Below are 24,111 nucleotides of genomic sequence, written 5' to 3'. Positions count from 1 at the left end.
AGGACGTATGAGCAGGCTTGCAGGAAAAATCGCCGTCGTGGTCGGCGGCCATGGCGGCATCGGTGGCGCCATCGCCGAGCAGTTCGCGGCGGAAGGCGCCACGGTCTACGCCACCAGTCGTCGCGCCGAAGAGAGGGAGGTCGAACGCGGGACCGGCGAGCTGCGGGCGCGACGCGTCGACGCGTCCGACCTGACGGCGCTCGAGGCCTTCTTCGAGGCGGTGCGCGGCGAGGTGGGACGGGTGGACGTGCTCGTCGTCAACGCCGGGATCTCCGAGTTCGCGACCCTCGACGACATCAGCGAAGAGCATTTCGACCGAACCTTCGGCCTCAACGTGCGCGCGCTGCTGTTTGCCGCCAAGTCCGCCGCGGCGATGATGCCGGATGGCAGCTCGATCGTGCTGGTGGGGTCGATCGCCGACGCGATCGGCACCAAAGGCTATGGCGTCTACGGGGCGACCAAGGCCGCCGTGCGCTCGTTCGCGCGGACCTGGGCCAACGAACTCGCGCCCCGCAACATCCGCGTCAACGTCGTGGCACCCGGGCCAACCGACACCGCCATGATGGCGGCGGCGTCCGGCGCGGTTCGCGAGACGCTGACCAAGCTCATCCCGCTCGGCCGCATGGGGCGTGCCGATGAAGTCGCCGCGGCGGCGCTGTTTCTCGCCAGCGATCAGGCGAGCTTCATCACCGGCGTCGAGTTGCCGGTCGACGGCGGCATGGCACAGGTCTGACCTCTGCCATGCCGGGCGAGGCGCGACCATGCTGCGGATGCGGATGGCGCAGCGTGCGCCCTTCAGGATCACGCGGAACCGGTTGTGTTTCTGCGCAAGCGAGGCGAGCCGCAAGGAGGCGGCGGCACGGCGTCACCGCCTGAGGCAAAACTCGGTCCGTCTGGCACGGGCTACAGGCGGACCGCCGGACATGCGTCGGCGCTCTCGCGCTCGATGAGCCGAGGTGTGGTTCTCTGCCCCGCCCTTAGGCTTCGCCTGACAGCTCGCTGGCGGGAGGATCCTCTGCCCCGCCCTTAAGCGTCGCCTGACGGCTCGCTGGCGGGGGCGGTTCTTTGCCCCGCCCTTAAGCGTCGCCTTGCGGCTCGCTGGCGGGGCCCCGGGGGCCGCCCGAGTGACGGGCGGCGGAACGCCGGAGGCAGACCCTCCGACATTGATTATGTTCGGTCCGCCTCCGGCGTTCCGCGCGGCGTTTTCCAAGACGCGCGCGAGGTCTCGTGTCCCGCGCTTCACCCGGCCTTCGCCGCGAGCCTTGCGGCCCGGGCTTCGGATCGCCGCCGGGAGGAGAACGACCTCCGAAGCCGGCGTTGCAACGTTGTCCGCCCTCCCCGCAGAACGGAGGGCAGGCCTGGTCCGTCCCGACCGCGCAATGCCCCTCCGGACGGAGCGCCGCACGGCCACCGCCCGCCGACCCTCGAAAGATCCCGGTGATCAATCGCGCCCGTTCAGGGGCCGGCGGTGAACGGAGGATAGGCGAAGTACGAGAGGGCGGGGATAAGATGAGCGACGCCTTGGCCCTGACGGTCCTCCTCGCCCCCTTCGCAATCCTCGCGCGCCAGCGCGGGAATCCAGGCCGCGACGCATCGGGAATGGCCCTTCGATCAGGCAGCGACCCGCGCCGCGGCGGCAGGGGATGTGCCGAGGCATGGATCTCCAGCCCGGTGAGCCGAGGATGACGAAGCAGAGGGAGGCTTGGTGCACGTTCGGAGGCGGCGCACATCTGGAGAGCGCCGGCCTCGGATCGGACAGGCCGCCTCCGGTGGCGTGCTGTCTCAGATCGCGGCGAACACGGCCTCGTCGATCTCGATCTCCTCCACCAGCTTGGTGGTGACGCCGATCTTCAGGTCCTTCAGCAGCTGGCAGAGGTCGTCGCCGTCAACGAGGTCGATCACCGGCGCGCCGTCGCGTGTCGCCTCGCGGCGGGCGTCCGGCGTGAAGGTGGAGGTGGTGATGATCAGCCCCTTGTCGGCCCGCCCGATCATCGCTCCGCGAAAGTCGCGCACCGTCGAGGCGCCGACCGAGCCTTGCCAGCGCTTGCACTGGAACAGGATCTGAAACGACACGAGGTTGACGCGCAGAACGCCGATACCGTCGATGCCGCCGTCGCCGCTCTTGCCGGTGACCTCAACCTTGACAAAGCCGGCCTCGCGCAGGACGCGCTGGCACAGACGCTCGAAGGCGTCGGGCCGCATGATTTTGAGGACAGCGAGAAGCCGCTCGGACCAGGCAGCACCGTCGCCTTCCCCTTCGCCTTCGTCCACATCGCCGTTGGAGACGCTCGCCCGCGCCTTCCGCTGTGCGGCGTCCTCAACGCGTACGCGGCGTACCACGTCCCCGATCTCTTCAGCCGACATCGCTCGACCGATGGTCGTTAGCGTCCAAACTCCGCGCTGGCTGTTGTCCACCGCTTGAACCTTCTTGAGGTAGGTCCTGGCCCAATGCAGACGGTAGGCCAAAGCTGTCATACTACCATTCGAATGCGGTACCTCGGCCACGTCGGCAGGAATGGCGAGAAGCTTGACGACGCTATCATGGATCTCCTCGTTCGAGGCCGAGCCACCGAGCATCCTCAATGTCTCGACCGTCGCCTCGATGCACGGGCCCAGTTTCGGAACGTCGCCTCTGGTTGCCATACTGCTTTCTTCTCATCCCCTCGGCGCGAAGTAGCGGGTGGCGCCGTCGGGGCCTTCGCCGGTGCGGGCGAGGCCGAGCTCGGCGAGATTGGCGAGGACGGCGGCGACGCCTTCCAGTTTCTTGGCCGTCTGCCGGCCGGCGAAGGCGGCGGCGACGTCCTTCGGCAGGATCGGCGACGGGGCGCGGGCGAGCAGCGCCCGCACCACCTTGATGCGGTCGAAGACGTCATCGGGCAGCTTCGGCAGCGCCTCGCCGCTCGCCGCGAGCGGGATCTCCACCTCCAGCTGCGTCGCCGCCTCGGGCCGCGCGACCTTGTGGCCGAGTTTCGGGATCTGGTAGTCGGGCCGCAGCCAGCGGACGAGGCCGCGCGCCTCCTCCGCCGCGCGCTCCTGGTTCAGCGCGACGAGGCGGGTCAGCAGCTCCTCCTCGGCCGCCTCCTGGTCCTCGCTCTTGTGCGGCGAAGGCGTCGTCGCGCCGGGCTTGCCGACGAGGCGGGGGGCGAGGTCGTCCCAGCCATAGGCGGTGAAGGTCAGGCGGTCGATCTCGTCGTGGATCTCCTTCAGGATGCCGACGAGGCCGCGCTCGTAGATCGAGCGCTCCTTGTCCGTCAGCGGCTCGACCGGCGCCCCCCCCTCCAGCTCGCGCACCCGTTCGAGCACGTTGTAGAGCCCGGTCATGGTGAGATCGTCATGCTCGGCCAGCCGCGCCTTGCGAAACGCGTCCAGGCGCTCGCCGAGCTCGGACAGTTTTGCAACGAGCGCGGGCGGAAGGTCGGAGAAGGCAGGGAAGGGGAAGGGGTCGAAGGTGTCAGTATGCTGATATACAGGATCGTTGCCAACGCCCTGCCGTCCGCCTAAGCGGTTAGCAAATGCGATATGCTGTCTAGCGGATAGCAGGGTCAGTATAGCAGCCGCGTCAGCCGCGATAATAACTATCTTGCTCTCGGCTCTTGCTTCGCTTGAGAGGAAGGTGAAGTAACGGTGCTTGGCGGTTCTCGTTGTAGCGATGAAGCGTTCGAGCTCAGAGACGGCTTCCCGTATGGCGGCCCCCGTCCGTCGAAACTGCCACCAACGCTCCAGCACGTGAGCGTCAGTGTTCGGATTACGTGAGTGGCGAACTTCGGTAAGAAGGTAATTCTGTAATTCTGGCGACGTATTGAGCTCTTCCCATCCAGAGGGATAGGTATCGATCACATATCGGTTCATTCTTCCATTCTTCAAATCGTTGCCGTTCAAATAGGGGAATATATATTTTAAAATCAAATGATTGGATTTGATGAGTGCATTACACCGATCTGCTGAAATAAGGAGCGCCTGAGTTCCTAGCTCAAACCCCTTTAGGCCGATTGCTTCGTTGCTATTTAGAAGGCGCAGTTTAGATAAATCAACTCCGAGGTGTAGATCAGTAAGAACCTTTCCCTTACGTTCCGTCAGCGTCACCAGCGGGGCATCGGTGTTTAGCCCCTCCTCCCGCACGACCTCGGCCAGCACGCCCTCCTGATCGCCACGCTTTCCAACCGTCATGGCGATGCGCACCGCCGCCTTGTCCGAGGCCTTCAGCCAGGGGTGGTCGGGCACGGCATAGACGAGGCTGAGCGGGGCCTTGGCCGAGAGATGCCGCTCGATTATCCGGCGGGAAAAGGTCTGGGTGATCGAGTTGGTGGTGATGAAGCCGAAGCGGCGGGGAAAATGCGGCTTGCCCTTGCCGGAAGGCTTCCAGCCCTCGCGCAGATACTGCGCCGCCTGGTCCCAGAAGTGCATGACGAAGTCGGCGCCGCCCGGCATGTGCGGCCGCGCCTTCCAGGCGGCTTCCGCATAGCCGTCGCCGAGCTCGGCGCGCATGTCCTTGCCGCCGATGAAGGGCGGGTTGCCGACGATGAAGTCGGCCTGCGGCCACTCGGCCGCGCGCGGGTTGCGGTAGACAAAAGTCTCGCGGCGGGCGCTCTCGTCGGGGATGTCGAGGCCGGTGACGGGGGAGACCTTCTTCGTCAACCCGTCCCAGACGGTGACCGGCGCGCCGCTCTCGTCGCGGGCGAGCTCGCGGGCGTCATAGGCGAGGATCGCGTCCTGCTGGCGAATGGTGCCGTAGGCATGCAGAACCGGCTCGGTGATCGACGCCGCGCCGCCGGTGCGGATCTGCCATTTGAGATAGCCGATCCACAGCACGAGGTCGGCGATCGGCACCGCGCGGGGATTGAGCTCCAGCCCGTAGAACTGGCGCGGCGAAACCGTCTCGCCTTCCATCGCGAGGCGCGCCTGCTCCTCGCCGAAGCCTTCCAGCGCGTCCAGCACCTCGCCTTCGAGCCGCTTCATCAGCTCCAGCGAGACGTAGAGGAAGTTGCCGGTGCCGCAGGCGGGATCGAGGATGCGCAAGGTGCAGAGCGTGTGGTGGAAGGCGCGGATGCGCTGCAGCGCGGCGTCGCTCCGGCCGGCGGCGCGGTCGACCTCGGCCGCGGCCTGGACGGTGCGCCAGTCCTCGCGCAGCGGCTCGATGATGGTCGGCACGACCAGCCGCTCGACATAGGCGCGCGGCGTGTAGTGCGCGCCGAGCTTGGAGCGCTCGCGCCGGTCGAGCGCGCGCTCGAGCAGCGTGCCGAAGATCGCCGGCTCGACGTCCTCCCACGTGCGCCGCGCCGCGACCCACATCTCGTGTATCGCCTCCGCCTCCAGCGGCAGGGCGGTGCGGGTCTTGAACAGCGCGCCGTTGAAGCGCTTCAGCGTGGCGTTGAGATGCGGGGCATAGCCGCCGGTGTCCATCACCGTCCAGAGCGACTCCAGCGCCGGGACGAAGTTGGCGGGCGTCTCCTTCATCTTCTCCAGGAGGTCGCGGAAGGAGTCCTGCGGCAGCAGCCCGACATCCTCGGCGAACATCGTGAACAGGCAGCGCATCAGGAACTCGGCGACGTCCTTCGGGTCGTGGCGCTTCTCCAGGCTGCGGGCGATCCTCGCCAGGCGCTCGGCGATGTCGCGCGTGACCTCGGCCGACTTCTTCGCCGGATCGAGCGCGTGCGGATCGGTCCAGACGGCCGCGAGGCGGGCCCGCACCGCGGGATCGCGAAGATCCTCCATGCGGATCTGGAAGGACTGGCGGTCGGGAAACTGGGTGTAGTTGCGGCCCTGGCCGGAGAAGTTGGCGTAGAGCTCGATGACGTGGCCGACGTCGACAAGGATGACGAAGGGCGGCGGGCGGTGGCCGGCCGGCAGGTCGCCGACATAGGAGACGGCCTGGTTGTAAGCCGAGCGCATCGCCTTGTCCCAGGCCGCGGTGCCGCGCTTGGCGGTGCCGCCGCGCACGGCGGCGGCCTGTGACGGCATCAGCTCGCCCTGATCCGGATCGGCCACGCCGCGCCGGCTCTGCGTCGAGGACTGCTTGGCTTCGAGGATGAAGCAGCCCTGCTTGTAGCAGTCGATGCGGTTGGCGACGGAGAGCCCGCGAACCCGGTGATCGACGCGCTTCTCGAAGACGTAGCTGTTCAGCGCCTCGTTCTCGCGCGTCGCATCCGGCCGGGGCACACGCAAGAGATCGCAGAGGTCGCGGATGAAGCCCTGCGCATTGGCGTTCTCCGCCCCGCCCGAGGCCGACCACATGGCAATGAACGCCTCGACCGCCGCCTCGGTCCCCTCGCCTCTCTGCCGGTCGTCCATCCCGCCCCCCCGATACTGGGCCGGAGGTAAGCAAACGAAAGGTTGTGCGGCAAGGGCTATGTGAGCGGGAGGCGATCAGAACCCTTGAAACACCATGTCGAGTGCGGCGACGATGAGGTCGTGCTCGGATTCCAGGCTGGCGACGCGATCGATCAGGATCGACGAGGGGACAGCCGCAAGGAACTGCGTTGCCATCATCACCTTCGTTTCGCCGATCGTGAAGACAAGGTTGAGGCGCGCCGCCGGCTCTGGAGCACTGCGGATTGGCAAGAGTGGCACAACCACGCGCGTCGCCAGTGCATCGAGGATGTCCGCTTGAACATCCAGCAGGAAGCCCTCTCCATCACGATGGATGAAGACGTCATGGCGCGCCATCAGAACAGGCGGTGACGGGCGAGCGGCAGGCCGTTCTTCTCCACAAAGGTGTTCGACGAGGCGAGCGCGGCGTGATTTTCGTCGCGCCACTGCGAGTGGCGGGCGGCGCGGACGGCCTGCTCGACGCCTCTCGATGCCGCGCTGGCGACGTCGACATTCAGTGCTTCCGCTTCGGCCAGCAGGACCGGGTCGATGACCACGCCGTGCATGCGCACACTCCGCTCATGGGAGACAAGCCACGCGACGAGACTAGCACGGGGCGGCGTCCCCGCTCAACTGTCCATCTTCAGCGCGGCGATGAAGGCCTCCTGGGGGATCTCGACCTTGCCGAACTGGCGCATGCGCTTCTTGCCCTCCTTCTGCTTCTCGAGGAGCTTGCGCTTGCGGGTGGCGTCGCCGCCGTAGCACTTGGCCGTGACGTCCTTGCGCAGCGCCGAGATCGTCTCGCGGGCGATCACCTTGCCGCCGATCGCCGCCTGGATCGGAATTTTGAAAAGGTGCTGCGGGATCAGCTCCTTCAGCTTCTCGCACATCGCCCGACCGCGCCGGTCGGCCTGGCTGCGGTGGACGAGCATCGACAGCGCGTCGACCGGCTCGGCATTGACGAGGATCGACATCTTCACGAGGTCGCCCTCGCGGTAGTCGGTCATCTGGTAGTCGAAGGAGGCGTAGCCCTTCGAGATCGACTTCAGCCGGTCGTAGAAGTCGAAGACCACCTCGTTCAGCGGCAGCTCGTAGGACACCATCGCGCGCTTGCCGACATAGGAGAGGTCGGTCTGCACACCGCGCCGCTCCTGGCAGAGCTGCAGGATGTTGCCGAGATACTCGTCCGGCGTGAGAATCGTCGCCTTGATCCAGGGCTCCTGGATGTGGTCGATCCGAACCACGTCCGGCATGTCGGCCGGGTTGTGCAGGTCGATGTCGGTGCCGTCGGTGAGGCGGATCTGGTAGACCACCGAGGGGGCGGTCGCGATCAGGTCGAGGTCGAACTCGCGGCTGAGCCGCTCCTGGATGATCTCGAGGTGCAGGAGGCCGAGGAAGCCGCAGCGGAAGCCGAAGCCGAGCGCGGCGGAGGACTCCATCTCGAAGGAGAAGCTCGCGTCGTTGAGGCGCAGCTTGCCCATCGCGGCGCGCAGGTCGTCGAAATCGGCGGCGTCGACTGGGAATAGGCCGCAGAAGACCACCGGCTGGGCCGGCTTGAAGCCCGGCAGCATGTGCGGCGTCGGCCGCTTGTCCTCGGTGATGGTGTCGCCGACGCGGGTGTCGGCCACCTCCTTGATCGAGGCGGTGATGAAGCCGAGCTCTCCAGGGCCGAGCGCCTCGACCGGCACCATCTTGGGCGTGAAGACGCCGACCCGGTCGACCGGGTACTTGGCGTCGGTGCCCATCATCCGGATGGTCTGGCCCTTCTTCAATTCGCCGTCGATGATGCGCACCAGGACGACGACGCCGAGATAGGGGTCGTACCAGCTGTCGACCAGCATCGCCTTCAGCGGTGCGGCGCGGTCGCCGTCCTTGGGCGGCGGCAGGCGCGTGACGATCGCCTCCAGCACCGCGTCGATGCCGAGATTGGCCTTCGCCGAGATCAGCACGGCCTCGGAGGCGTCGAGGCCGATGACCTCCTCGATCTGCTCCTTGACCTTGTCCGGCTCGGCCGCCGGCAGGTCGATCTTGTTGAGGACGGGGACAATCTCGAGGTCGTTGTCGAGCGCGAGATAGACGTTGGCGAGGGTCTGCGCCTCGACGCCCTGCGCCGCGTCGACGACGAGCAGCGCGCCCTCGCAGGCCGAGAGCGAGCGCGACACCTCGTAGGCGAAGTCGACGTGCCCGGGCGTGTCGATGAGGTTGAGGACGTAGTGCTCGCCGTTCCTGGCGTCGTATTCGAGCCTGACGGTCTGCGCCTTGATGGTGATGCCGCGCTCGCGCTCGATGTCCATCGAGTCGAGGATCTGGTCCTTCATCTCGCGGCTTTCGATCGCCCCGGTCATCTGGATCAGCCGGTCGGCGAGCGTCGACTTGCCGTGGTCGATGTGGGCGACGATGGAGAAGTTGCGGATGTGGTCGAGCGGCGTGTCTGTCATGCGCCGCATATAGAGGCTTCGAACAATCTTAGGAACTGGGTTTGCGGAACGGAAACCCGGCGGTCCACGGCCAACGCCGCGCACCGCGCGGCGGGCCGGCGTCGGTCCCGCGCCTCAAGCCGGGTCGAGCGCGCGCGCCTCCTCCGCCGGCGTGCCGTAGTCGGGCGCGTTGGCGCGCTCGACCGCCGCCCGCCAAAGCTTGCAGATGCGGCGCTCGGCGACCGCCTCCTTGTCGAGGAAAAGCCGGCCGGCGAGTTCCAACGCTTCGCGCCGCAGTTCGCCCTGGCGCCGGTCGATCAGCGCCAGCACGATCGACAGCTCGCGCTCTGGGCCGAAGGCGCCCGGCTCCAGCGCGATCTCGCCGCGCAGGACCGCATAGTCGTGGTCGAGCCCGAGCGCGTCGCCCAGCCGGTCGGCCTGCCTGGCCGTCGCCGTGAAGACTTCCGGCCAGAGCGGCTCGAGGAGCTTGAGGTGCATCCAGTTGTATTTCGCCCGCTTGCGCAGGTCGTGGTAGGCTTCGGCGCGCTCGCTCTTGCGCGCGGTCGCAAGATCCGATCGCCCGCGCGCGAGGTTGAGCGCGAAGCCTCGGGCCGCGATCGCTCCGGAACTCTTCGGCCCGTCCGGCAGGACGAAGCCGTCGAGCCGGGTGCGCACGTCGCGCAGTTCGCCGGTCACCGCATCCAGGGTCACCGCCAGATCCGTCTCGGCCGCGACCGCCGCGTCCCGGCGGGCCACGAGCACCTCGCGCACCGGGGCGAAGACCGCGGCGTCGACCTCGCTGCGGTGATGCGCGCTCAGCGCGTCGAGGGATTCGATCAGCGCCGCCCGGTCGCGCGTACCGGACAGCTGGCCCGCAGCCTCGCGCAGCTGCCGGTTCGCCCTGCGGAAGAAGCGCTTGTCAGCCGTGCGCGCCAGCCGCAGCAGGCCGCGCAGCTTCTTGAACCGCTTGCGCGCCTCGTGGATCGCCTCGTGGCGGTCCGAGGCCTCGCCCGTCAGCTCATCGAGCGCCGCTTCGATCTGCTTGCCGGCGATGCGGCGGATCTCGTGGTCGAGCGGCTGGGCGGGATCGATGCGGTAGCTCAAGATGCGTCCGCTTCTGCGCGAGAGTGGCGCGCCGGCAGGCCGTTCAGTGCCAGCGCGGCGTTGGTGTAGGCGCCGTCATGGGTGACCTCCGGCCCGAGCCAGGCGGGAAGCTCGACCACCGCGGCCGCATCCTCGGCTTCGATCTCCGCCAGCACCAGCGGGGCGAGCACACCCGCGAACACGTCGACCTCGACCGTATGCCGGCCGTGCGGCACCTCGAACCGCCGCTTCTCGATCACGCTGCCGACGGCCTGCGCCTCGAGTTCGAGAGCATCGACCAGCGGGATCGCATACTCGTATTCGTGCCGCACGATCCCCTTGCCCGACTTGATCGTCAGCCAGGCCTGCGTGCCGTCGGCGATGCGCACGCGCATCGAGAACGCCTCGCGGATGCCGAGATAGAACTGGCGCAGGCTGCGGGGCGGGCCGGCCTCGGACCGCCAGCCGTCGCTCTGGACGAGAAACTTGCGCTCGGTCTCGGTCGGCATGTCGGCGGCTCGTCCCTTCGAAGACGACAGTCCCGGCTGATATGGATGGCGAAGCGTCGTTTGCCAGCCTGTCGCCGCGCAGGCTGCAGCCTCTAGCCTCGGGCGCGTCGATGTGGCATGCGCCAGCAGCCGGCGCGGATCGCGCCGCGACGCCTTCGGCTTGTACGAGCCGCGTCACCGCGGCCGATCCTTATGATCCTGCCGCGAGCGATTCGAGGATGCGCAGGAAGGCGAGCTGCCCCGGATCGTCGAGCGCTGCGCTCTTTTCGGCGAACATTCGCGCCCGGCCAAGCCGGCAGGGCTGGCCCTTGAACGCGACCAGGGTGTCACGCGCCGCCGCGACGGCCGCCTCCTGCATCCGCTCGGGCGCGGCGCCTTTCAGGCCCTCGACCACTCGGTCGAGGCTGTCGAGCACCGTCTTGTCGCCGAGCGCGCCCTTGCCCCGCGCCATCATCGCGTCGCGGGCGGCCGCGACCAGCGCCGCGACCTCGTCGGCCGGCACGGCGGACCGGCCCTTGGCAAGCTTGGCGGCAGCCATGAACCCGGTCGCCACCAGCGTCCCGTAGGACGAGGACGACACCCGCTGGAAGGCCTTGGCGCACTCCAGCAACGCCAGCCCGACATCCTCCGGCAACGCGGCGGCCGCGGCTTCGGCAAAGCCGCGCGAGACGGTGATGCCGAGGTCGCCGTCGCCGAGCGCACCGTCGGCGGCGTTGAGCTCAGCCGCCGCCGCCTCCGCACCCTGCGCCACCCGCTGCAGGGCGACGCCCAGCGCCGCCGTATCGAAGCTGTCCGCCGCCATCTCAGGCGACCTGCCAGTAGGCGCAGGCCGCCGGCGCACGCAGGTGCCGCTCGAGTTCGTCGTCGAGCGCGATCATCGTCAGCGTCGCCCCGGTCATCTCCATCGAGGTGGCGTAGCGCCCGACCAGCGGCATGACGATCGATACGCCCATACCGTCGAACCGCGCCTTGACCCGCCGGTACATGATGTAGAGCTCCTCCAGGGGCGTCGCGCCGAGCGAGTTGACCAGCACCGAGACCCGCGCGCCGCGTTCCAGCGGCAGGTCGTCGACCAGCCGGTCGACCATCTCGTCGGTGATCGCGTCGGCGGGCTTCAGCTTGTCGCGCCAGATCCCCGGCTCGCCGTGGATGCCCATGCCCATCTCCATCTCGTCCTCGCCGAGCGTGAAGGTCGGCTTGCCGGCCTGCGGCACCACGCAGGGCGACAGCGCCATGCCGATCGAGCGGCAGGCGTCCGCCGCCTTCTGGGCGACCCGCGTGACCTCGGCGAGATCCGCCTTCGTCTCGGCCGCCGCACCGGCGATCTTGAAGGCGTAGACCATGCCCGCCACGCCGCGCCGCTTGGCCGCCTCGGCCTTCGGCGCCGAGACGACGTCGTCGGCCAGCAGCACCGTGGTGGTGGCGATGTCGTTCTCCATGTCGACCATCTCGCCGGCCATGTCGAAGTTCATGACGTCGCCGCCGTAGTTGCCGTAGAGCCGCAGCACGCCGGCGCCGCCGTCGGCCTGGCGGATGGCGCTCGCCATCTGTTCGGCCGACGGGCTGGCGAAGACGTCGCCGATGGCGCAGGCGTCGAGGAAGCCCGGGCCGACATAGCCGGTGAAGATCGGCAGGTGGCCGGAGCCGCCGCCGGTGACGATGCCGACCTTGCCGGCTGTGGCGCCCCCGGCGCGGGCGATCACCCGCGGCTCCGGCTGGCGGTAGTACTCCGGATGGGCGGCGGTGAAGCCCTCCAGCATTTCGTCGACATAGGCGCTGGGCGCGTTCAGGATCTTCTTCATCGTCTTCCTCCCTCTGGATCACGCTGGGCGGGCGAGGCGCGCGCGCTGGCTGCGAAAGCGTTCGATGGCGATGGGCAGACCCGTGCCGACGAGGATCAGGACGCCGACCACGACCTTCTGCCAGTACGAGGGCACGCCCGCGCTGAGCAGCGAGGTGTTGATCATGGTGATCACCAGCGCGCCGAGCAGCGCACCGGACACGCTGCCGTGCCCGCCGGTGATCCGGGCGCCGCCCAGGACCACCGCGGCGATGACGTCGAGTTCGGAGCCGACGAGGTCGAAGGGATTGGCCATGCGCGACAGGGTGAAGTGGGTCATCCCCGCCAGCCCGGCGATGCCGCCGGCGATCACGTAGATGCGCAGCTTCACCCAGCCGACGTCGATGCCGATGCGCCGGGCGCCCTCCTCCGAGCCGCCGATGGCATAGATCTTCCGGCCGAACTGGGTGACGTTCATCATCAACGCCACCACCACGGCCACGCCCGCCAGCACCACGAAGGCGAGCGGCAGCGACACGAGCTGGCCGACGGCGTTCTCGAGCCGCACGATGTTGGTGCGGGCGAAGGCGATGACGTTGCGCGGCACGTTGGAGATGTAGGTGGTGCCGACGAAGGTCAGTAGCGCGCCGCGGAAGAAGCTGAGCGTGCCGAGCGTGACGATCAGCGTCGGCAGGCCGAGCACCCCGATCAGCAGGCCGTTGAGGATGCCGAGCCCGGCGCCGATCAGCGCAGCGATGACGAAGAAGCCGACCACCGGCATCGGCAGGTCGAGGCCGAGAACCAGGCTGACGGTCGCATACATGGCGAAGACGCCGACGGCGGTGAACGAGACGTCGATGCCGCCGGAGGCGAGCACCATCATGACGCCGAGCGCGAAGATGCCGGTGACGAGCGAGTTGCGCAGGAGGTCGATCAGCGTTGCGACCGACAGGAAGTTCGGGTTCAGCGCGCCGATCACCAGCGCGAAGACGACGGCGGTGAGGAACACCACGCTGCGCGGCGAGGCGATCAGGGCGACGAGGCGCGACATCAGCGGTCTCCTCCCGTGGTGACAGCGGCGTAGAGCGTGTCCTCGTCGGCCGTGCGCGGATCGAACGCGGCGGTGATCCGGCCGTTCACCATCACCAGGATGCGGTCGGACAGCGCCAGCGCCTCGCCGATGTCGTCGGTGACGACGAGCAGCGCGGTGCCGCTGCGGTTGAGGCCGACCAGCAGCTCGTGGATCTCGCGCTTGGAGCCGATGTCGACGCCGACCGTCGGCCCGTTCAGGATCATCAGTGCCGGCGAGCGCTCCATCCAGCGGGCCAGCACGACCCGCTGCTGGTTGCCGCCGGACAGGGTGGCCACGGGCGGCTCGATGCCGGGCGTGCGGATCCGCAGCCGCTCCACCGCCCGGCGCGCCCGCTCGGCCAGGGAGCGGCGGTCGAGCAGGCCGCCGCTCGCCGACTGCTCCAGGCTGGCGACGGTGATGTTGTCGCCGATCGGCTGGTCGAGGAACAGACCCTCGGTCAGCCGGTCCTCCGGCACGTAGCCGATGCCGGCTTCCACCGCCTCGCTGCTGTGGGCGAAGGCGACCGGCTCGCCGCCGATCCGGATCTCGCCGCTGTCGGCCGCCACCATGCCGAACAGCGTCTGCGCGAGTTCGGTGCGGCCGGAGCCGAGCAGCCCGAGGATCGAGACGATCTCGCCAGGCCGCAACTCGAGCGAGATGTCGGCGTAGTCGCCCCGGCGGGTCAGGCCGCGGGTTTCAAGGAAGACCGGCTGCGGCGGCGCATCGGCGCGCGCGATCCGCTCATGGGCGATCGAACGGCCGGTCATCTCCCGGCCGAGACGGTCGGCATCGAAGTCCCCGACCGCGCCGGCCGCCACCACGTGGCCGTCGCGCAAGACGGTGATGGTGTCGCAGAAGCTGAACACCTCCTCGGTCTTGTGGCTGACGAACAGGAAGGCGACGCCGTCGTCCTTCAACGCCGCAACGATGCCGGCGAGGCGCGTGACCTCGTTGCGGGTCAACGCCGTGGTCGGCTCGTCCATGACGATGATGCGGGCGTCGTTGGCGAGCGCGCGGGCGATGGCGATCAGCTGCTTGGAGGCGACCGGGAGCGTCTCGACCAGAACGCGGGGATCGATGTCGACGGACATGCGGGCCAGCACGTCGCCCGCCAGCCGTCGCTGCTCGGCGATGTTGTTCCAGCGCCGCCCCTGCGCGACGAAGCGCAGGAAGGCGATGTTCTCGGCCACCGTCAGGTTCGGGAACAGCGAGAAGTCCTGGTAGATCACCGACAGGCCGGCATCGATCGCGGCCCGCGCATCGTTGCCGAGCCGGCGGCCGGCGATCGTCACCGTGCCGCCATCGGCCGCCACGACGCCGGACAGGATCTTGATCAGTGTCGACTTGCCCGATCCGTTCTCGCCGGCCAGACACCGCACCTCCCCCGCCGACAGCGACAGGTCGACGTTCTCCAGCACCCGGACCGGGCCATAGGCCTTGCTGATGCCGGACATTGTGAGCAGGGGTTCAGCCACGGACAGAGCTCCCGGACGCGGAACGGACGACAGGCGGTGGACAGGGCCGGCGGCAGACCGCCGGCCCCGTCCGCTCGATCAGAAGTCGTACTTGTCGGCGTTCTCTTCGGTGACGTCGACCCAGGCCTGGCCGTAGACCACCTTGCCGTCGACCTTGACGTCGTTGTAGCCCTCCACGCCGAGATCGTCGCCCGCCTTCACCGGCTCCTTCTTCAGCGCCTTCACGGCGAGGACGTCCTGCGCGTAACCGGCCTTGGCCGGATCCCAGAAGGATATCATGTCAATCTCGGTGCCGAGATAGGGGCCGGCGATCGACGGCAGGCTGGTGCCGACGATCTTCACCTTGCCGCTGAGGCCGGCTTCCTCGACCGCCAGCGCCGCGCCGACCACGTCGGTGCCGGCCGAGCCCTGCACGCCCTTGAGGTTGGGATGGGTGCGCAGAAGCTCGCGCGTCTTCTGGTAGGCGACCTGCTGCTGCTCCTGCGACTCGAGCTTGTCGACCACGAGGGTCATCTTCGGGTAGTGGGCCTTCTGGTAGGCGATCGCGGCGTCGACCCACTGGTTGTGGGTGTTGGAGGTGAGGTAGCCGACGAAGACGGCGTACTCGCCCTCCTCGCCCATGTCCTCGGCGAGGCGCTTCATCAGGTGCTCGCCATAGGCCTTGTTGTCGAAGGCCTCGACGTCATAGGTGATGTTCTTGAGGTCGGCGCCTTCGTGGCCGATGACGACGATGTTGTTGTCGAGCGCCCGCTTCAGCACCGGCTCGAGCGCCTGCGGCGAGTTCGGGACGACGGTGATGGCGTCGACGCCGCGCGCCACCAGATCCTCGATCAACTGGATCTGCAGGGCGGAATCGGCCGTGGCCGCGCCGACCTGGGTGGCGTTGTTGCCGGTGTCCTTGGCGAACTGCTTGACGCCCTCCTCCATCCGGTTGAACCAGGCGATGCCGGAGAGCTTCACCACCGTGACGATGGAGTAGGACTTGTCCTGCGCGGCAGCGGCACTTGCGCCGCTGGCGGCGATGCCCAGCCCGAGGGCGGCGGCGATCAGGGACCTCTTCAGACTGATGGTCATGCACTCTCTCCCATGTTGCGAGCGGCCGCCGACCGGCCGCTCCTCCTCCCTGGCCCTCACGTCGGGCGCATGAGATCCTTGTTGCGGTCGTAGAGCTGGCGGAACAGCCGGTAGCCCGCGTCATAGACCGACCGGTTGGCGTCGACGGGCGCGACGGCGCGCTCGCTCGGGTTCCACTGCTCGATATCGCCCTCGGCCGCGTCGCCGACGCCCAGCGCCGCCAGGAACGCGTTGCCGTAGCTGGCGCCGATGGTCTCGCGGCGCAGCACCTGCGGCCGCCGGACGGCATCGGAGACCGCCTGGAACCAGACGTCGTTGCGGGTGCCGCCGCCGACCGCCGCGATCGCCTCCGGCAACCGGGCGTTCTCGGCGTAGGTGTCGAGCACGTGGCGGACCCCGTAGGCGATGCCCTCCAGCACGGCGCGGTACAGGTCCTGGCGCTCGTGCGTCAGGTCGAGGCCGAAGATCATGCCCTTGGCATAGGGATCGTGTATCGGCGTCCGCTCGCCGGAGAAGTAGGGCAGCACGACCAGCCCCTTGGCGCCTGCCGGAGAGGTGGCGGCCTCCTCCGCCAGCCGGCGCATCGCCTCGGCCGGGTCGAGCTCGCGGGCGAACTGGTCGCGGAACCAGTGGGTCAGCGTGCCGCTGGTGGCGAGGCCCGCCATGCAGGCGTGCCGCCCCTCGAACAGCCAGGGCGAGTACCACAGCCGCGGATCTTCGACGCGGCGGTCGGTGACGAGGATGATGAAGATGGTCGAGCCGTACATGACCATCATCTGGCCGGGACCGCAGACGCCGACGCTGACGGCCTCCGAGGCCGCGTCGATGGTGCCGGCGATGACCGGCGTCCCGGGCATCAGCCCGGTGGCCTCGGCCGCCGCCGCGGTGACGCCGCCGACGACGTCGGTCGACCAGCACAGCTCCGGCAGCCGCTCCGGCGCCACGATCCGGTCGGCGTAGCGGTCGGTCCAGCTGCGCGTCGCGATGTCGTAGAGCGGGGAGAAGCCGCAGCCGGAATAGTGGTCGATCACCGTCCGCCCGGTCAGCCGGCGCACCAGGAAGGAGTTGGAGTTCAGGATCTTGTCGGTGCGGGCGAACAGCTCCGGCCGATGCTTGCGCAGCCACAGGATCTTCGGGCCGACCGACTGCGAGGTGAGGAGGTTGCCGCCGCTGGCGAGCAGCGCGTCGCGGCCGATCTCCGCCGTCAGCTCCTCGATCTCGGCGGCGGCGCGCGTGTCGACGCCGTAGAGCGCGGCGTTCATCAGCGGCTGCCCGTCGGCGTCCACCGGCAGCATGCAGGGCCCGATGCCGCTCGCACCGACCGCCCGGATTTCCGATGCCGACACCGCGGCGTCGGCGGTCAGCTCGCGGCTGATCGAGGCGAACTCGCCCCACCAGGCGGCCTCCGCGTCGTGCTCGGCCCAGCCGGCCCGCGGCACGATCATCCGGTGCGGCCGGCGGGCGCTGGCCAGCACCTGGCCATCGCCGGCAACGACGACACCCTTCGATTCGAAGGTGCCGATGTCGATGCCGAGATAGGCGCGGCTCACGTGTAGAGGTCCCGATCCAGGCTGAAGCCGGCGTCGATGCGGGCGATGGCCGCGGCGACGAGGCGCGTCAGCTGCTCGAGATCGCCGAGGTCGCAGACCTCGAGAGCGGTGTGCGTGTAGCGGCTGGGGAAGCACAGGTCGATCACCGCGACGCCCTCGCCGACCAGCTGCACGTAGGACGAGTCGGTCAGCGCGCCGACATGGGCGGTGCGCTGCAGCGGGATGCCCTCGGCCTCGGCGGTCGCCTCGACGAGGCTGGTCAGCGCGGGATGCGGCAGCGTGCCGTTGAGGGTGCCGCGGCCGTGGAAGGAGTAGAGGCTCATGGCCGGGCCGCCGCCGAGCCGCACCTCGCCGCGGTGGGTCATGTCGGGCGTGTCGGCGGTCAGCGCCAGGTCGAGCTGAATGGCGATGTCGGGCCGCAGCGCCTGCGCCGCCACCATCGCGCCGCGCAGGTTGAACTCCTCGAGCACGGCGAAGACGAAGTGGATGGTCGGCCGCAGCGAGACTTCTTTCAACAGCCGCGCCGCCTCCATGACCACGGCGCAGCCGGCGCGATCGTCGACCGAGGTGCCGGCGACCCGGTCGCCGGCGAGTGGCACCACCCGCGGGTCGTAGACCACCGGCGTGCCGATCCGGATGCCCATCGCCTGCACCGCATCGGCGCTGTCGGCGCCGACGTCGATGAACAGGTCGGCATAGGGCGTGACCTTGTACTTCTCCTCCGGCGCCGTGGCGTGGTGGCTCTTGTTGGCGACGACGCCGCGCACGTCCCGCCCCTCGCCGACGCAGAACAGTACGCACTGGGCCGCCAGCGCCTTCTCCGGCACGCCGCCGAGCCGCTCGATGCGGATCAGCCCGCTCGCCTCGATCTTGCGGACCACGAAGCCGAGCTGGTCGGTGTGGGCGAACAGCATGACGCTCGGGGCGCCGGGATCGCCCGGCAGCGTCGCGATCAGGTTGCCGAGCCGGTCGGCCCGCGAATCGAGGCCGATGTCGGCGAGCCGACGGGCAATGTGCCGACGGACGCGATCCTCGTGGCCGGCAAGGCCGGGGATCAGCATCAGCTCGGCGAGACAGGCGCGCAGCCGTTCCTTCATGGTAACGAGACCTTTCGCAAGCGCGGCACCGGCACCAGGCCGTTCTCGACGAGGACGCGCACCGACATCACGACGATCAGGAGGCCGCCGAAGAACAGGTCGCGCGTGAAGGCGTCGAAGGCGAGGAAGTTGAGGCCGCTGGAAATCAGTTGCAGCGTCAGCACAGCGAAGACGACCCCGAGCGTGGTGCCGAAGCCGCCGGCTGGGCTGACGCCGGCGAGAATGTTGATCAGGATGACGAGCAGCAAATAGGAGCCGCCATAGTCGGCATTGGCGGAGTTGGCGCGGGCGAGGATGACCAGCCCGGCCAGCGCGGCGATGACGCCGGCGCCGCCGTAGATCCGCAGGATCAGCCCGCGCTCGCGCAGGCCGGCGAACTGCGCGGCGCGCGCGTTGGCGCCGAACAGGCGCATGCGCACCCCGGTCGCGGTCAGCCGGAGCAGCAGGCCGAGCGCGAGCGCCACCAGCCCGAAGACCAGGAGCGGCACTGGCAGGACGCCACCGATCGAGGCGTTGCCGTAGCTGGCATACCAGGCCGGCAGGCCGGTGATCGCGGGGCCGCGGGTGATGACGATGGCAAGACCGCCGAACAGCTGCAGCGTACCCAGCGTGGCGAGGATCGGCGGCAGGCGCAGGACTGCGATCAGAAGACCGTTGAGGAGGCCGCAGGCGAGGCCGGTCAGCAGTGCCGCCGGGATCGCCAGCAGCGCGAGCTCGGGCCCCGCGCGCAGCAGCAATGCCGCGACGACCGCGGCGAGGTTGGAGATCGCCACCACCGACAGGTCGATGCCGCCGGAGATCATGGTCGGCAGCACCGCCAGCGCCAGCAGGCCGAACTCGGGGAACTGCGAGCCCATCGAGGTGAGGTTCGCCTGCGACAGGAAGTTCGGCGCGGCGACGGCAAGCACGACGAAGATCGTGACCGCGAGGCCCGCGAGCCCCGCGACGTAGGAGCCGGTGGTGTCGCGCCGAGCGCTCATGCGGTCCGGCCGCTGCGCGCGGCCTTGGCGCGCTGCATGAAGTCGACGGCGCGCTCCGGGTCGACCGGCTTCCAGGTGTCGCCGTCCACCTTCAGGGAGGAGCCGACGATGCAGCCGTCGGCGACCTTCAGCACGTCCGCGACGGTGGCGTGCTTGACGCCGGTGTTGGCGAGCACCGGCGTGTCCGGCAGCACCGCCTTGACGGCGACGAGATCGGTCATCTCGGCGGCCTCGCCGGTGATCGCGCCCGACACCAGGATGGCATCCGGGATCGAGGAGAACACCGCCGAGCGCGCACGGTCGGCGAGCTCGCGCCGGTCGAGCGAGTAGGCGAACTCGGCCGACACGTTGGCGAGCATCGCGACGTCCGGACGATGCAGCCGGTCGCGGTAGCGCATGGCGGCGCCGGCATTGGGCGTCCACGGCCCCATGTCGGAGGCATAGGTGCCGGTCAGGATCTCGCGCAGGAACGAGGCGCCGGTCGCCGCGGCCAGCGCCACCGAGGCCATCGGGTCCCACAGGACGTTGACGCCGAAGGGCTTCTCGATCTCGCCCCGCAGCTGGCCGATGACATAGGCCATGGTGGCGGTGGAGGCGGTGTCGACCGCCAGCTCGTAGGGCCGGTCGTTCTCGTTGCCGAACATCACCGCGTCGACGTCCGCCGCCTGCAGCGCCCTGAGATCGCGCCGCGCCGCCTCGACGATCGCCGCGACGCCGCCGGCCGGATCGTACAGCGGCGAGCCCGGCAGCGGCGCCAGGTGGACCATGGCGATGACCGGCTTGATATCGGCGAACAGCGTCTTGAACTTGTTCATGGCGTCTCGTTTCTTCCCTGGTGGGCGCCGTCAGGAGCTGCGGCGCCTCATACGACTTGTATGGCTGCGACGGCCGCCCGGTACGGATCCAGGCGACTGGCGGCCCGGCGGTCGGTGATGAAGAGATCGACCGCCTCCAGGCCACAGACCGGAACCGGCGCCCGGCGCCCGAGCTTGGAGTGGTCGGCGACGAGGATGGTGCGGCCGGCGCAGGCGATGGCGGCCTGCTTCACCTCGGCCTCCTCGGCCGTCGAGTTGGAGATGCCGTCGCGGTCGATGGCGTCCGCCGCCAGCACCAGAACATCACAGGTCAGGCCCGCCAGGATCGCGCGCGCCCAGGCGCCGACGATGCTGTAGTAGCCGTTGCGCACCTCGCCGCCGACCAGCATCACCCGGGTCGCGCCGGCCGCGGCGGCCTCCGCCACCTTGAGGTCGGTGGCGACGACCCGCAGGTCGCGGCCCGCCAACGCCCGTGCGGTGGCCAGTGCGGTTGTGCCTGAATCCAGCAGCACCGTGCTGCCATCCGGCACCTCAGCCGCCGCCGCCATGCCGATGCGCGCCTTGGCGGCGTCGTGCAGGCGCAGCTTTTCCAGAAACAGCGGCTCGTCCGGCGTGCCCCGGCCAGGCGCCATGGCGCCGCCATGGGTGCGCGCGGCAAGACCGGCGCGCGACAGCACCGACAGGTCGCGCCGGGCCGTCGGCCCGGAGACACCGAAATGCGCGGTCAGCTCGCCGATGGTGAGATGGCCACGCTCCGCGAGCAGCGCCGCCATGCGGCGGTGGCGCTCCTGCGGGAACCGGATCTGGCGAAGCTCGTCAGCCATGCCGATGATCATTAATGATCGTTTTGCCCTCGTCAAGCGGCGGTGTTCGATCCGGCTCTAACCCCAGCCGGGGCCAAGGCAGCCGGCTCCGTCGGCGGCAGGAGCGGTTGCGGCTCGACGCAGGAGGATCGGCGCGATCAGGACCGTCGCGGATGCCGTGAAAGGCCCCGACAGGGGATCGAGCACCGCCCGTAGGGCGGCGAGCAGCGGATGCAGTGTTGGTTGATGTGCCAGTCAACTAGGACGCTTTGCGCGCTGGAGGCGCGGCACTGCTGGCGTCGACAGACGCACCCGAAGGCCCCCGTTTGCGCGACCCGGCGCAACCATTACAGGAACCTGCCGATGCGCTACCCTTAAGTCAGCCCTTCACCTCGCCCTGCCAAAAATTCAGTCAGACTGATTATCGATTGGTGTTGACAGCGGCGGGCGCGCCGCCGACTGTATCACATCTGTAGAACAGTCAGCCGAGCGAGGCGTACAGCGCATGGCAGTCGACGAAGCTTCCGCCGCTACGGACCGTGTCGGGGAAACCGGTTATCCGAGCCTCGGCACGACGGCGGCGGCGGCGCTCGCGACCCACCTGCTCGCAGCGATCGAGGCGCAGCGCCCGACGCCTCTGAGCAAGACTCAGGCGGCGGCCGTCGCGGACTGCCTCGCGCAGCAGATCCGCAGCACCGAGACCCTGCACCGCGTTCCGCTGCGCAACTGCGATCTGCCCGCCTTCCGCTTCGCCGCCATCGCCGGAGACGACTCCCGATGACGGATGACCACCTCGCCTTTCTCGACATCGGCACGCTCGGGGCGATGCTGCGCCGCGCCGAGCTGTCGCCGGTGGAGCTGACGGAGCTGGCATTGGATCGCCTGGAGCGGGTCGGCCGTCCGCTCAATGCGGTCGCCAGCCTGATGCCCGAGACGGCCCGACGGGAGGCACGTCTCGCCGAAGCGGAACTGCGGGCCGGCCTCGATCGCGGCCCGCTGCACGGCATTCCCTATGGCTTGAAGGATATCGTCGCGGCCACTGGCGCGCCGACCACCTGGGGCGCGCGCCCGTTCGCCGCGCAGCAGTTCGACGAGGAGGCGACCGTCACGCGCAAGCTGCGCGACGCCGGCGCGATCCTCGTCGCCAAGCTCGCGACGATCGAGCTTGCAGGCGGCATGGGCTACGATCACCCGGACGCTTCGCTCAGCGGCCCCCCGGCCAATCCCTGGGATCCGACGCGCTGGACCAACGGCTCGTCCAGCGGACCGGCGGCCGCCGTCGCGGCGGGACTGGTGCCGTTCGCCATCGGCAGCGACACCGGCGGCTCGATCCTCCTGCCGGCGGCCTTCACCGGCACCGCGGGCCTGCGGGCGACCTTCGGGCGCGTCAGCCGCTTCGGCGCGATGACGCTGTGCTGGACCCTCGACCGGCTGGGACCGCTGTGCCGCTCGGCGCGCGACTGCGGACTGGTGCTGGAGGCGATCACCGGCCTCGACCCGCGCGACCCCACCACCCTCGCCGCGCCCTGGGCGTTCCGCCCGGACAGCGCCCGCCAGAACGGCTTCCGCTTCGGCGTGATCGCCTCGGCCATGGAACAGGCGGACGCAGAGGTGCGCAGCGCCTTCGAGGCATCGCTCGAGGTGCTGAAGAGCCTCGGTACGGTCGAGTTCGTCTCGCTACCCGAGCTGCCCTACGCCGACGTCACCAACATCGTCGTCTCGGCCGAGGTCTACGCGGCCTTCGACGACTTCATCGCGTCCGGCCGCACCGTCGAGCTGACCGCGGCCAAGGCCCACGCCCATCGCATCGCCGCCGCGGTGCTGCCGGCACACGACTACATCCGCGCGCAGCGCATCCGGGCCATCATCGCGGCGCAGTTCGGCGCGCTGGCCTGTGGCTATGACGCGCTGCTCGCGCCGACCCTCGGCACCGTCGCGTCCCACGTCGACCGCACCTTCGAATACATGCTGCCGCGCGATGCCGGCCGGCCGCTGAATCTTGCCGGCGTACTCTCCGGGTCGCCGACCATCTCGGTGTTTAACGGCTTCGGCCGCGACGGCCTGCCGACCGGCCTGCAGTTCGCCGGTGCGCCGTTCCGGGAAACCGCGATCCTCGCCGCCGCGATGGCATTCGAGGCGCACACCTCCTGGCACAGCCTGCATCCCGCGCTGGGCGAGGTCGCGCCGCCCGAGCCGAACCGCCCTGCGGAGGCCCGGACATGAGGGCCTACCTCCTGCAGCGGCTGATCGCCATCGTCGCCCTCGCCTTCGGCGTCAGCGTGCTGGTCTTCCTGATGATCCGCCTCATCCCGGGCGATCCGGCGATCGCGCTCCTCGGCACCAATGCCGGCGACGCCGAGCTGGTCGACCGGCTGCACCACCAGCTCGGTCTCGACCAGCCGCTGGTGACGCAGTACCTGCGCTGGATGGGCGGCGTCCTCCGGGGCGACTTCGGCTACTCCTACGGCAACCAGCAGTCCGTCAGTTCACTGATCGCGGCGAACTTTCCGGCGACGCTGCAGCTCACCCTCGCCGGGCTCGTGCTGTCGGTCGGGATCGGGTTCCTGCTCGGCGCCTTCGCCGCGGTCCGGCGCAACCGCGCGGCCGACACGGTGACGATGGGCATCGCGCTGACGGCGATGTCGATCCCAAGCTTCTGGCTCGGCCTCCTGCTGATCCTGCTCTTCGCGGTGACGCTGCCCTGGTTCGACGTCGTCGGCGGCACCTCGTGGAAGGGCCTCGTGCTGCCCGCGGTGACGCTGGCGCTCGGCACGATCGGCTTCAACGCCCGCTTCGTGCGCTCCTCGATCATCGCGGCGCAGGTCCAGCGGCACGTCGTGACGGCGCGCGCCAAGGGCATCACGCGCGCCCAGGTCTTCCTGCGCCACGTCCTGCGCAACGCGCTGCTGCCGATCCTGACCATCGTCGGAATCCAGTTCGGACAGCTCCTGTCGGGCACGGTGATCGTCGAGACGGTGTTTTCGCGTCCCGGCATCGGCCGCCTGCTCGTCCAGGCGATCCTGGCGAAGGACTACCTCACGGTGCAGGCCGTCGTCCTCATCGTCGCGATCCTCTACGCCCTCATCAACTTCATCGTCGATCTGCTCTACCCGATCTTCGATCCCCGCATCACCGGGCGATGAAGGAGCG

The 24,111-nt window shown here is 69.2% G+C and carries 21 protein-coding genes; 4 read left to right on the top strand and 17 right to left on the bottom strand.

The window, feature by feature from the left end; genetic code table 11:
- The first annotated feature begins 7 nt into the window (after window positions 1–7).
- A complete protein-coding gene (locus tag NPA30_RS13090) occupies window positions 8–733 on the top strand; it encodes an SDR family NAD(P)-dependent oxidoreductase (RefSeq protein WP_256803145.1) in 726 nt (241 codons plus the stop codon).
- A 1,049-nt stretch (window positions 734–1,782) separates the two neighbouring features.
- Here NPA30_RS13090 and NPA30_RS13085 read toward each other — a convergent pair.
- From NPA30_RS13085 to NPA30_RS13005, 17 genes are all read right to left on the bottom strand, one after another.
- Window positions 1,783–2,643, bottom strand: a complete 861-nt coding sequence (locus NPA30_RS13085) for a restriction endonuclease (protein WP_256803144.1) — start codon at window positions 2,641–2,643, stop codon at window positions 1,783–1,785.
- Window positions 2,644–2,655: 12 nt separating this feature from the next.
- Window positions 2,656–6,288 (bottom strand): class I SAM-dependent DNA methyltransferase, encoded by a 3,633-nt coding sequence (locus NPA30_RS13080; RefSeq protein WP_256803143.1) that lies wholly within the window; start codon window positions 6,286–6,288, stop codon window positions 2,656–2,658.
- 75 nt (window positions 6,289–6,363) lie between these two features.
- A complete protein-coding gene (locus NPA30_RS13075) occupies window positions 6,364–6,663 on the bottom strand; it encodes a CcdB family protein (RefSeq protein ID WP_256803142.1) in 300 nt (99 codons plus the stop codon).
- Window positions 6,663–6,872, bottom strand: a complete 210-nt coding sequence (locus tag NPA30_RS13070; protein WP_256803141.1) for a type II toxin-antitoxin system CcdA family antitoxin — start codon at window positions 6,870–6,872, stop codon at window positions 6,663–6,665. Before NPA30_RS13070 ends, NPA30_RS13075 begins: the two co-directional genes overlap by 1 nt.
- Before the next feature lie 63 nt (window positions 6,873–6,935).
- Window positions 6,936–8,744 (bottom strand): translation elongation factor 4, encoded by a 1,809-nt coding sequence (lepA, locus tag NPA30_RS13065; protein ID WP_256803254.1) that lies wholly within the window; start codon window positions 8,742–8,744, stop codon window positions 6,936–6,938.
- Window positions 8,745–8,858: 114 nt separating this feature from the next.
- Complete coding sequence (locus tag NPA30_RS13060; protein ID WP_256803140.1) at window positions 8,859–9,827, bottom strand: CHAD domain-containing protein; 969 nt, start codon at window positions 9,825–9,827, stop codon at window positions 8,859–8,861.
- Entirely contained in the window at window positions 9,824–10,315 is a 492-nt protein-coding gene (locus NPA30_RS13055) for a CYTH domain-containing protein (RefSeq protein WP_256803139.1), read from the bottom strand. The genes NPA30_RS13060 and NPA30_RS13055 overlap by 4 nt, the downstream gene beginning before the upstream one ends.
- Before the next feature lie 190 nt (window positions 10,316–10,505).
- Window positions 10,506–11,117, bottom strand: a complete 612-nt coding sequence (locus NPA30_RS13050) for a DAK2 domain-containing protein (protein WP_256803138.1) — start codon at window positions 11,115–11,117, stop codon at window positions 10,506–10,508.
- A 1-nt stretch (window position 11,118) separates the two neighbouring features.
- Window positions 11,119–12,117 carry a dihydroxyacetone kinase subunit DhaK gene (locus tag NPA30_RS13045; RefSeq protein WP_256803137.1) on the bottom strand — a complete coding sequence of 333 codons (999 nt, stop codon included), beginning with the start codon at window positions 12,115–12,117 and terminating at the stop codon, window positions 11,119–11,121.
- An 18-nt stretch (window positions 12,118–12,135) separates the two neighbouring features.
- Window positions 12,136–13,146, bottom strand: a complete 1,011-nt coding sequence (locus tag NPA30_RS13040; RefSeq protein WP_256803136.1) for an ABC transporter permease — start codon at window positions 13,144–13,146, stop codon at window positions 12,136–12,138.
- Window positions 13,146–14,642, bottom strand: a complete 1,497-nt coding sequence (locus NPA30_RS13035; protein WP_256803135.1) for a sugar ABC transporter ATP-binding protein — start codon at window positions 14,640–14,642, stop codon at window positions 13,146–13,148. The genes NPA30_RS13040 and NPA30_RS13035 overlap by 1 nt, the downstream gene beginning before the upstream one ends.
- A gap of 78 nt (window positions 14,643–14,720) precedes the next feature.
- On the bottom strand, window positions 14,721–15,716 hold the full coding sequence (locus NPA30_RS13030; protein WP_256803134.1) for an autoinducer 2 ABC transporter substrate-binding protein: 996 nt from the start codon (window positions 15,714–15,716) through the stop codon (window positions 14,721–14,723).
- A gap of 56 nt (window positions 15,717–15,772) precedes the next feature.
- Complete coding sequence (locus NPA30_RS13025) at window positions 15,773–17,266, bottom strand: FGGY-family carbohydrate kinase (RefSeq protein WP_256803133.1); 1,494 nt, start codon at window positions 17,264–17,266, stop codon at window positions 15,773–15,775.
- Entirely contained in the window at window positions 17,263–18,363 is a 1,101-nt protein-coding gene (locus NPA30_RS13020) for a M42 family metallopeptidase (RefSeq protein WP_256803132.1), read from the bottom strand. The genes NPA30_RS13025 and NPA30_RS13020 overlap by 4 nt, the downstream gene beginning before the upstream one ends.
- Entirely contained in the window at window positions 18,360–19,343 is a 984-nt protein-coding gene (locus NPA30_RS13015) for an ABC transporter permease (RefSeq protein ID WP_256803131.1), read from the bottom strand. Before NPA30_RS13015 ends, NPA30_RS13020 begins: the two co-directional genes overlap by 4 nt.
- The gene (locus NPA30_RS13010; RefSeq protein WP_256803130.1) at window positions 19,340–20,158 is read right to left on the bottom strand and encodes a BtpA/SgcQ family protein; all 819 of its coding nucleotides are present in this window, start codon (window positions 20,156–20,158) and stop codon (window positions 19,340–19,342) included. The genes NPA30_RS13015 and NPA30_RS13010 overlap by 4 nt, the downstream gene beginning before the upstream one ends.
- 47 nt (window positions 20,159–20,205) lie before the next feature.
- Entirely contained in the window at window positions 20,206–20,982 is a 777-nt protein-coding gene (locus tag NPA30_RS13005) for a DeoR/GlpR family DNA-binding transcription regulator (RefSeq protein ID WP_256803129.1), read from the bottom strand.
- A 484-nt stretch (window positions 20,983–21,466) separates the two neighbouring features.
- Here NPA30_RS13005 and NPA30_RS13000 point away from each other — a divergent pair, with 484 nt between their 5' ends.
- From NPA30_RS13000 to NPA30_RS12990, 3 genes are read left to right on the top strand one after another with little or no spacing between them, the layout of a single operon-like run.
- Window positions 21,467–21,742, top strand: a complete 276-nt coding sequence (locus NPA30_RS13000) for a hypothetical protein (RefSeq protein WP_256803128.1) — start codon at window positions 21,467–21,469, stop codon at window positions 21,740–21,742.
- Window positions 21,739–23,184, top strand: a complete 1,446-nt coding sequence (locus NPA30_RS12995; RefSeq protein ID WP_256803127.1) for an amidase — start codon at window positions 21,739–21,741, stop codon at window positions 23,182–23,184. Before NPA30_RS13000 ends, NPA30_RS12995 begins: the two co-directional genes overlap by 4 nt.
- Window positions 23,181–24,104, top strand: a complete 924-nt coding sequence (locus NPA30_RS12990) for an ABC transporter permease (RefSeq protein ID WP_256803126.1) — start codon at window positions 23,181–23,183, stop codon at window positions 24,102–24,104. Before NPA30_RS12995 ends, NPA30_RS12990 begins: the two co-directional genes overlap by 4 nt.
- Window positions 24,105–24,111: the final 7 nt, after the last annotated feature.

The organism is Mangrovibrevibacter kandeliae, from assembly GCF_024519155.1.
Lineage (GTDB): Bacteria > Pseudomonadota > Alphaproteobacteria > Rhizobiales > Rhizobiaceae > Mangrovibrevibacter > Mangrovibrevibacter kandeliae.
Note: the sequence above shows the minus strand (reverse complement) of the source record. Positions and strands in the feature narration are given on the sequence as shown.

Bases quoted from the DNA above. Each gene is read 5' to 3' on its own strand.
- NPA30_RS13090 (WP_256803145.1), top strand. From the start codon at position 8: ATGAGCAGGCTTGCAGGAAAAATCGCCGTCGTGGTCGGCGGCCATGGC.
- NPA30_RS13085 (WP_256803144.1), bottom strand. From the start codon at position 2,643: ATGGCAACCAGAGGCGACGTTCCGAAACTGGGCCCGTGCATCGAGGCG.
- NPA30_RS13080 (WP_256803143.1), bottom strand. From the start codon at position 6,288: ATGGACGACCGGCAGAGAGGCGAGGGGACCGAGGCGGCGGTCGAGGCG.
- NPA30_RS13075 (WP_256803142.1), bottom strand. From the start codon at position 6,663: ATGGCGCGCCATGACGTCTTCATCCATCGTGATGGAGAGGGCTTCCTG.
- NPA30_RS13070 (WP_256803141.1), bottom strand. From the start codon at position 6,872: ATGCACGGCGTGGTCATCGACCCGGTCCTGCTGGCCGAAGCGGAAGCA.
- lepA (WP_256803254.1), bottom strand. From the start codon at position 8,744: ATGACAGACACGCCGCTCGACCACATCCGCAACTTCTCCATCGTCGCC.
- NPA30_RS13055 (WP_256803139.1), bottom strand. From the start codon at position 10,315: ATGCCGACCGAGACCGAGCGCAAGTTTCTCGTCCAGAGCGACGGCTGG.
- NPA30_RS13050 (WP_256803138.1), bottom strand. From the start codon at position 11,117: ATGGCGGCGGACAGCTTCGATACGGCGGCGCTGGGCGTCGCCCTGCAG.
- NPA30_RS13045 (WP_256803137.1), bottom strand. From the start codon at position 12,117: ATGAAGAAGATCCTGAACGCGCCCAGCGCCTATGTCGACGAAATGCTG.
- NPA30_RS13040 (WP_256803136.1), bottom strand. From the start codon at position 13,146: ATGTCGCGCCTCGTCGCCCTGATCGCCTCGCCGCGCAGCGTGGTGTTC.
- NPA30_RS13030 (WP_256803134.1), bottom strand. From the start codon at position 15,716: ATGACCATCAGTCTGAAGAGGTCCCTGATCGCCGCCGCCCTCGGGCTG.
- NPA30_RS13020 (WP_256803132.1), bottom strand. From the start codon at position 18,363: ATGAAGGAACGGCTGCGCGCCTGTCTCGCCGAGCTGATGCTGATCCCC.
- NPA30_RS13015 (WP_256803131.1), bottom strand. From the start codon at position 19,343: ATGAGCGCTCGGCGCGACACCACCGGCTCCTACGTCGCGGGGCTCGCG.
- NPA30_RS13010 (WP_256803130.1), bottom strand. From the start codon at position 20,158: ATGAACAAGTTCAAGACGCTGTTCGCCGATATCAAGCCGGTCATCGCC.
- NPA30_RS13005 (WP_256803129.1), bottom strand. From the start codon at position 20,982: ATGGCTGACGAGCTTCGCCAGATCCGGTTCCCGCAGGAGCGCCACCGC.
- NPA30_RS13000 (WP_256803128.1), top strand. From the start codon at position 21,467: ATGGCAGTCGACGAAGCTTCCGCCGCTACGGACCGTGTCGGGGAAACC.
- NPA30_RS12995 (WP_256803127.1), top strand. From the start codon at position 21,739: ATGACGGATGACCACCTCGCCTTTCTCGACATCGGCACGCTCGGGGCG.
- NPA30_RS12990 (WP_256803126.1), top strand. From the start codon at position 23,181: ATGAGGGCCTACCTCCTGCAGCGGCTGATCGCCATCGTCGCCCTCGCC.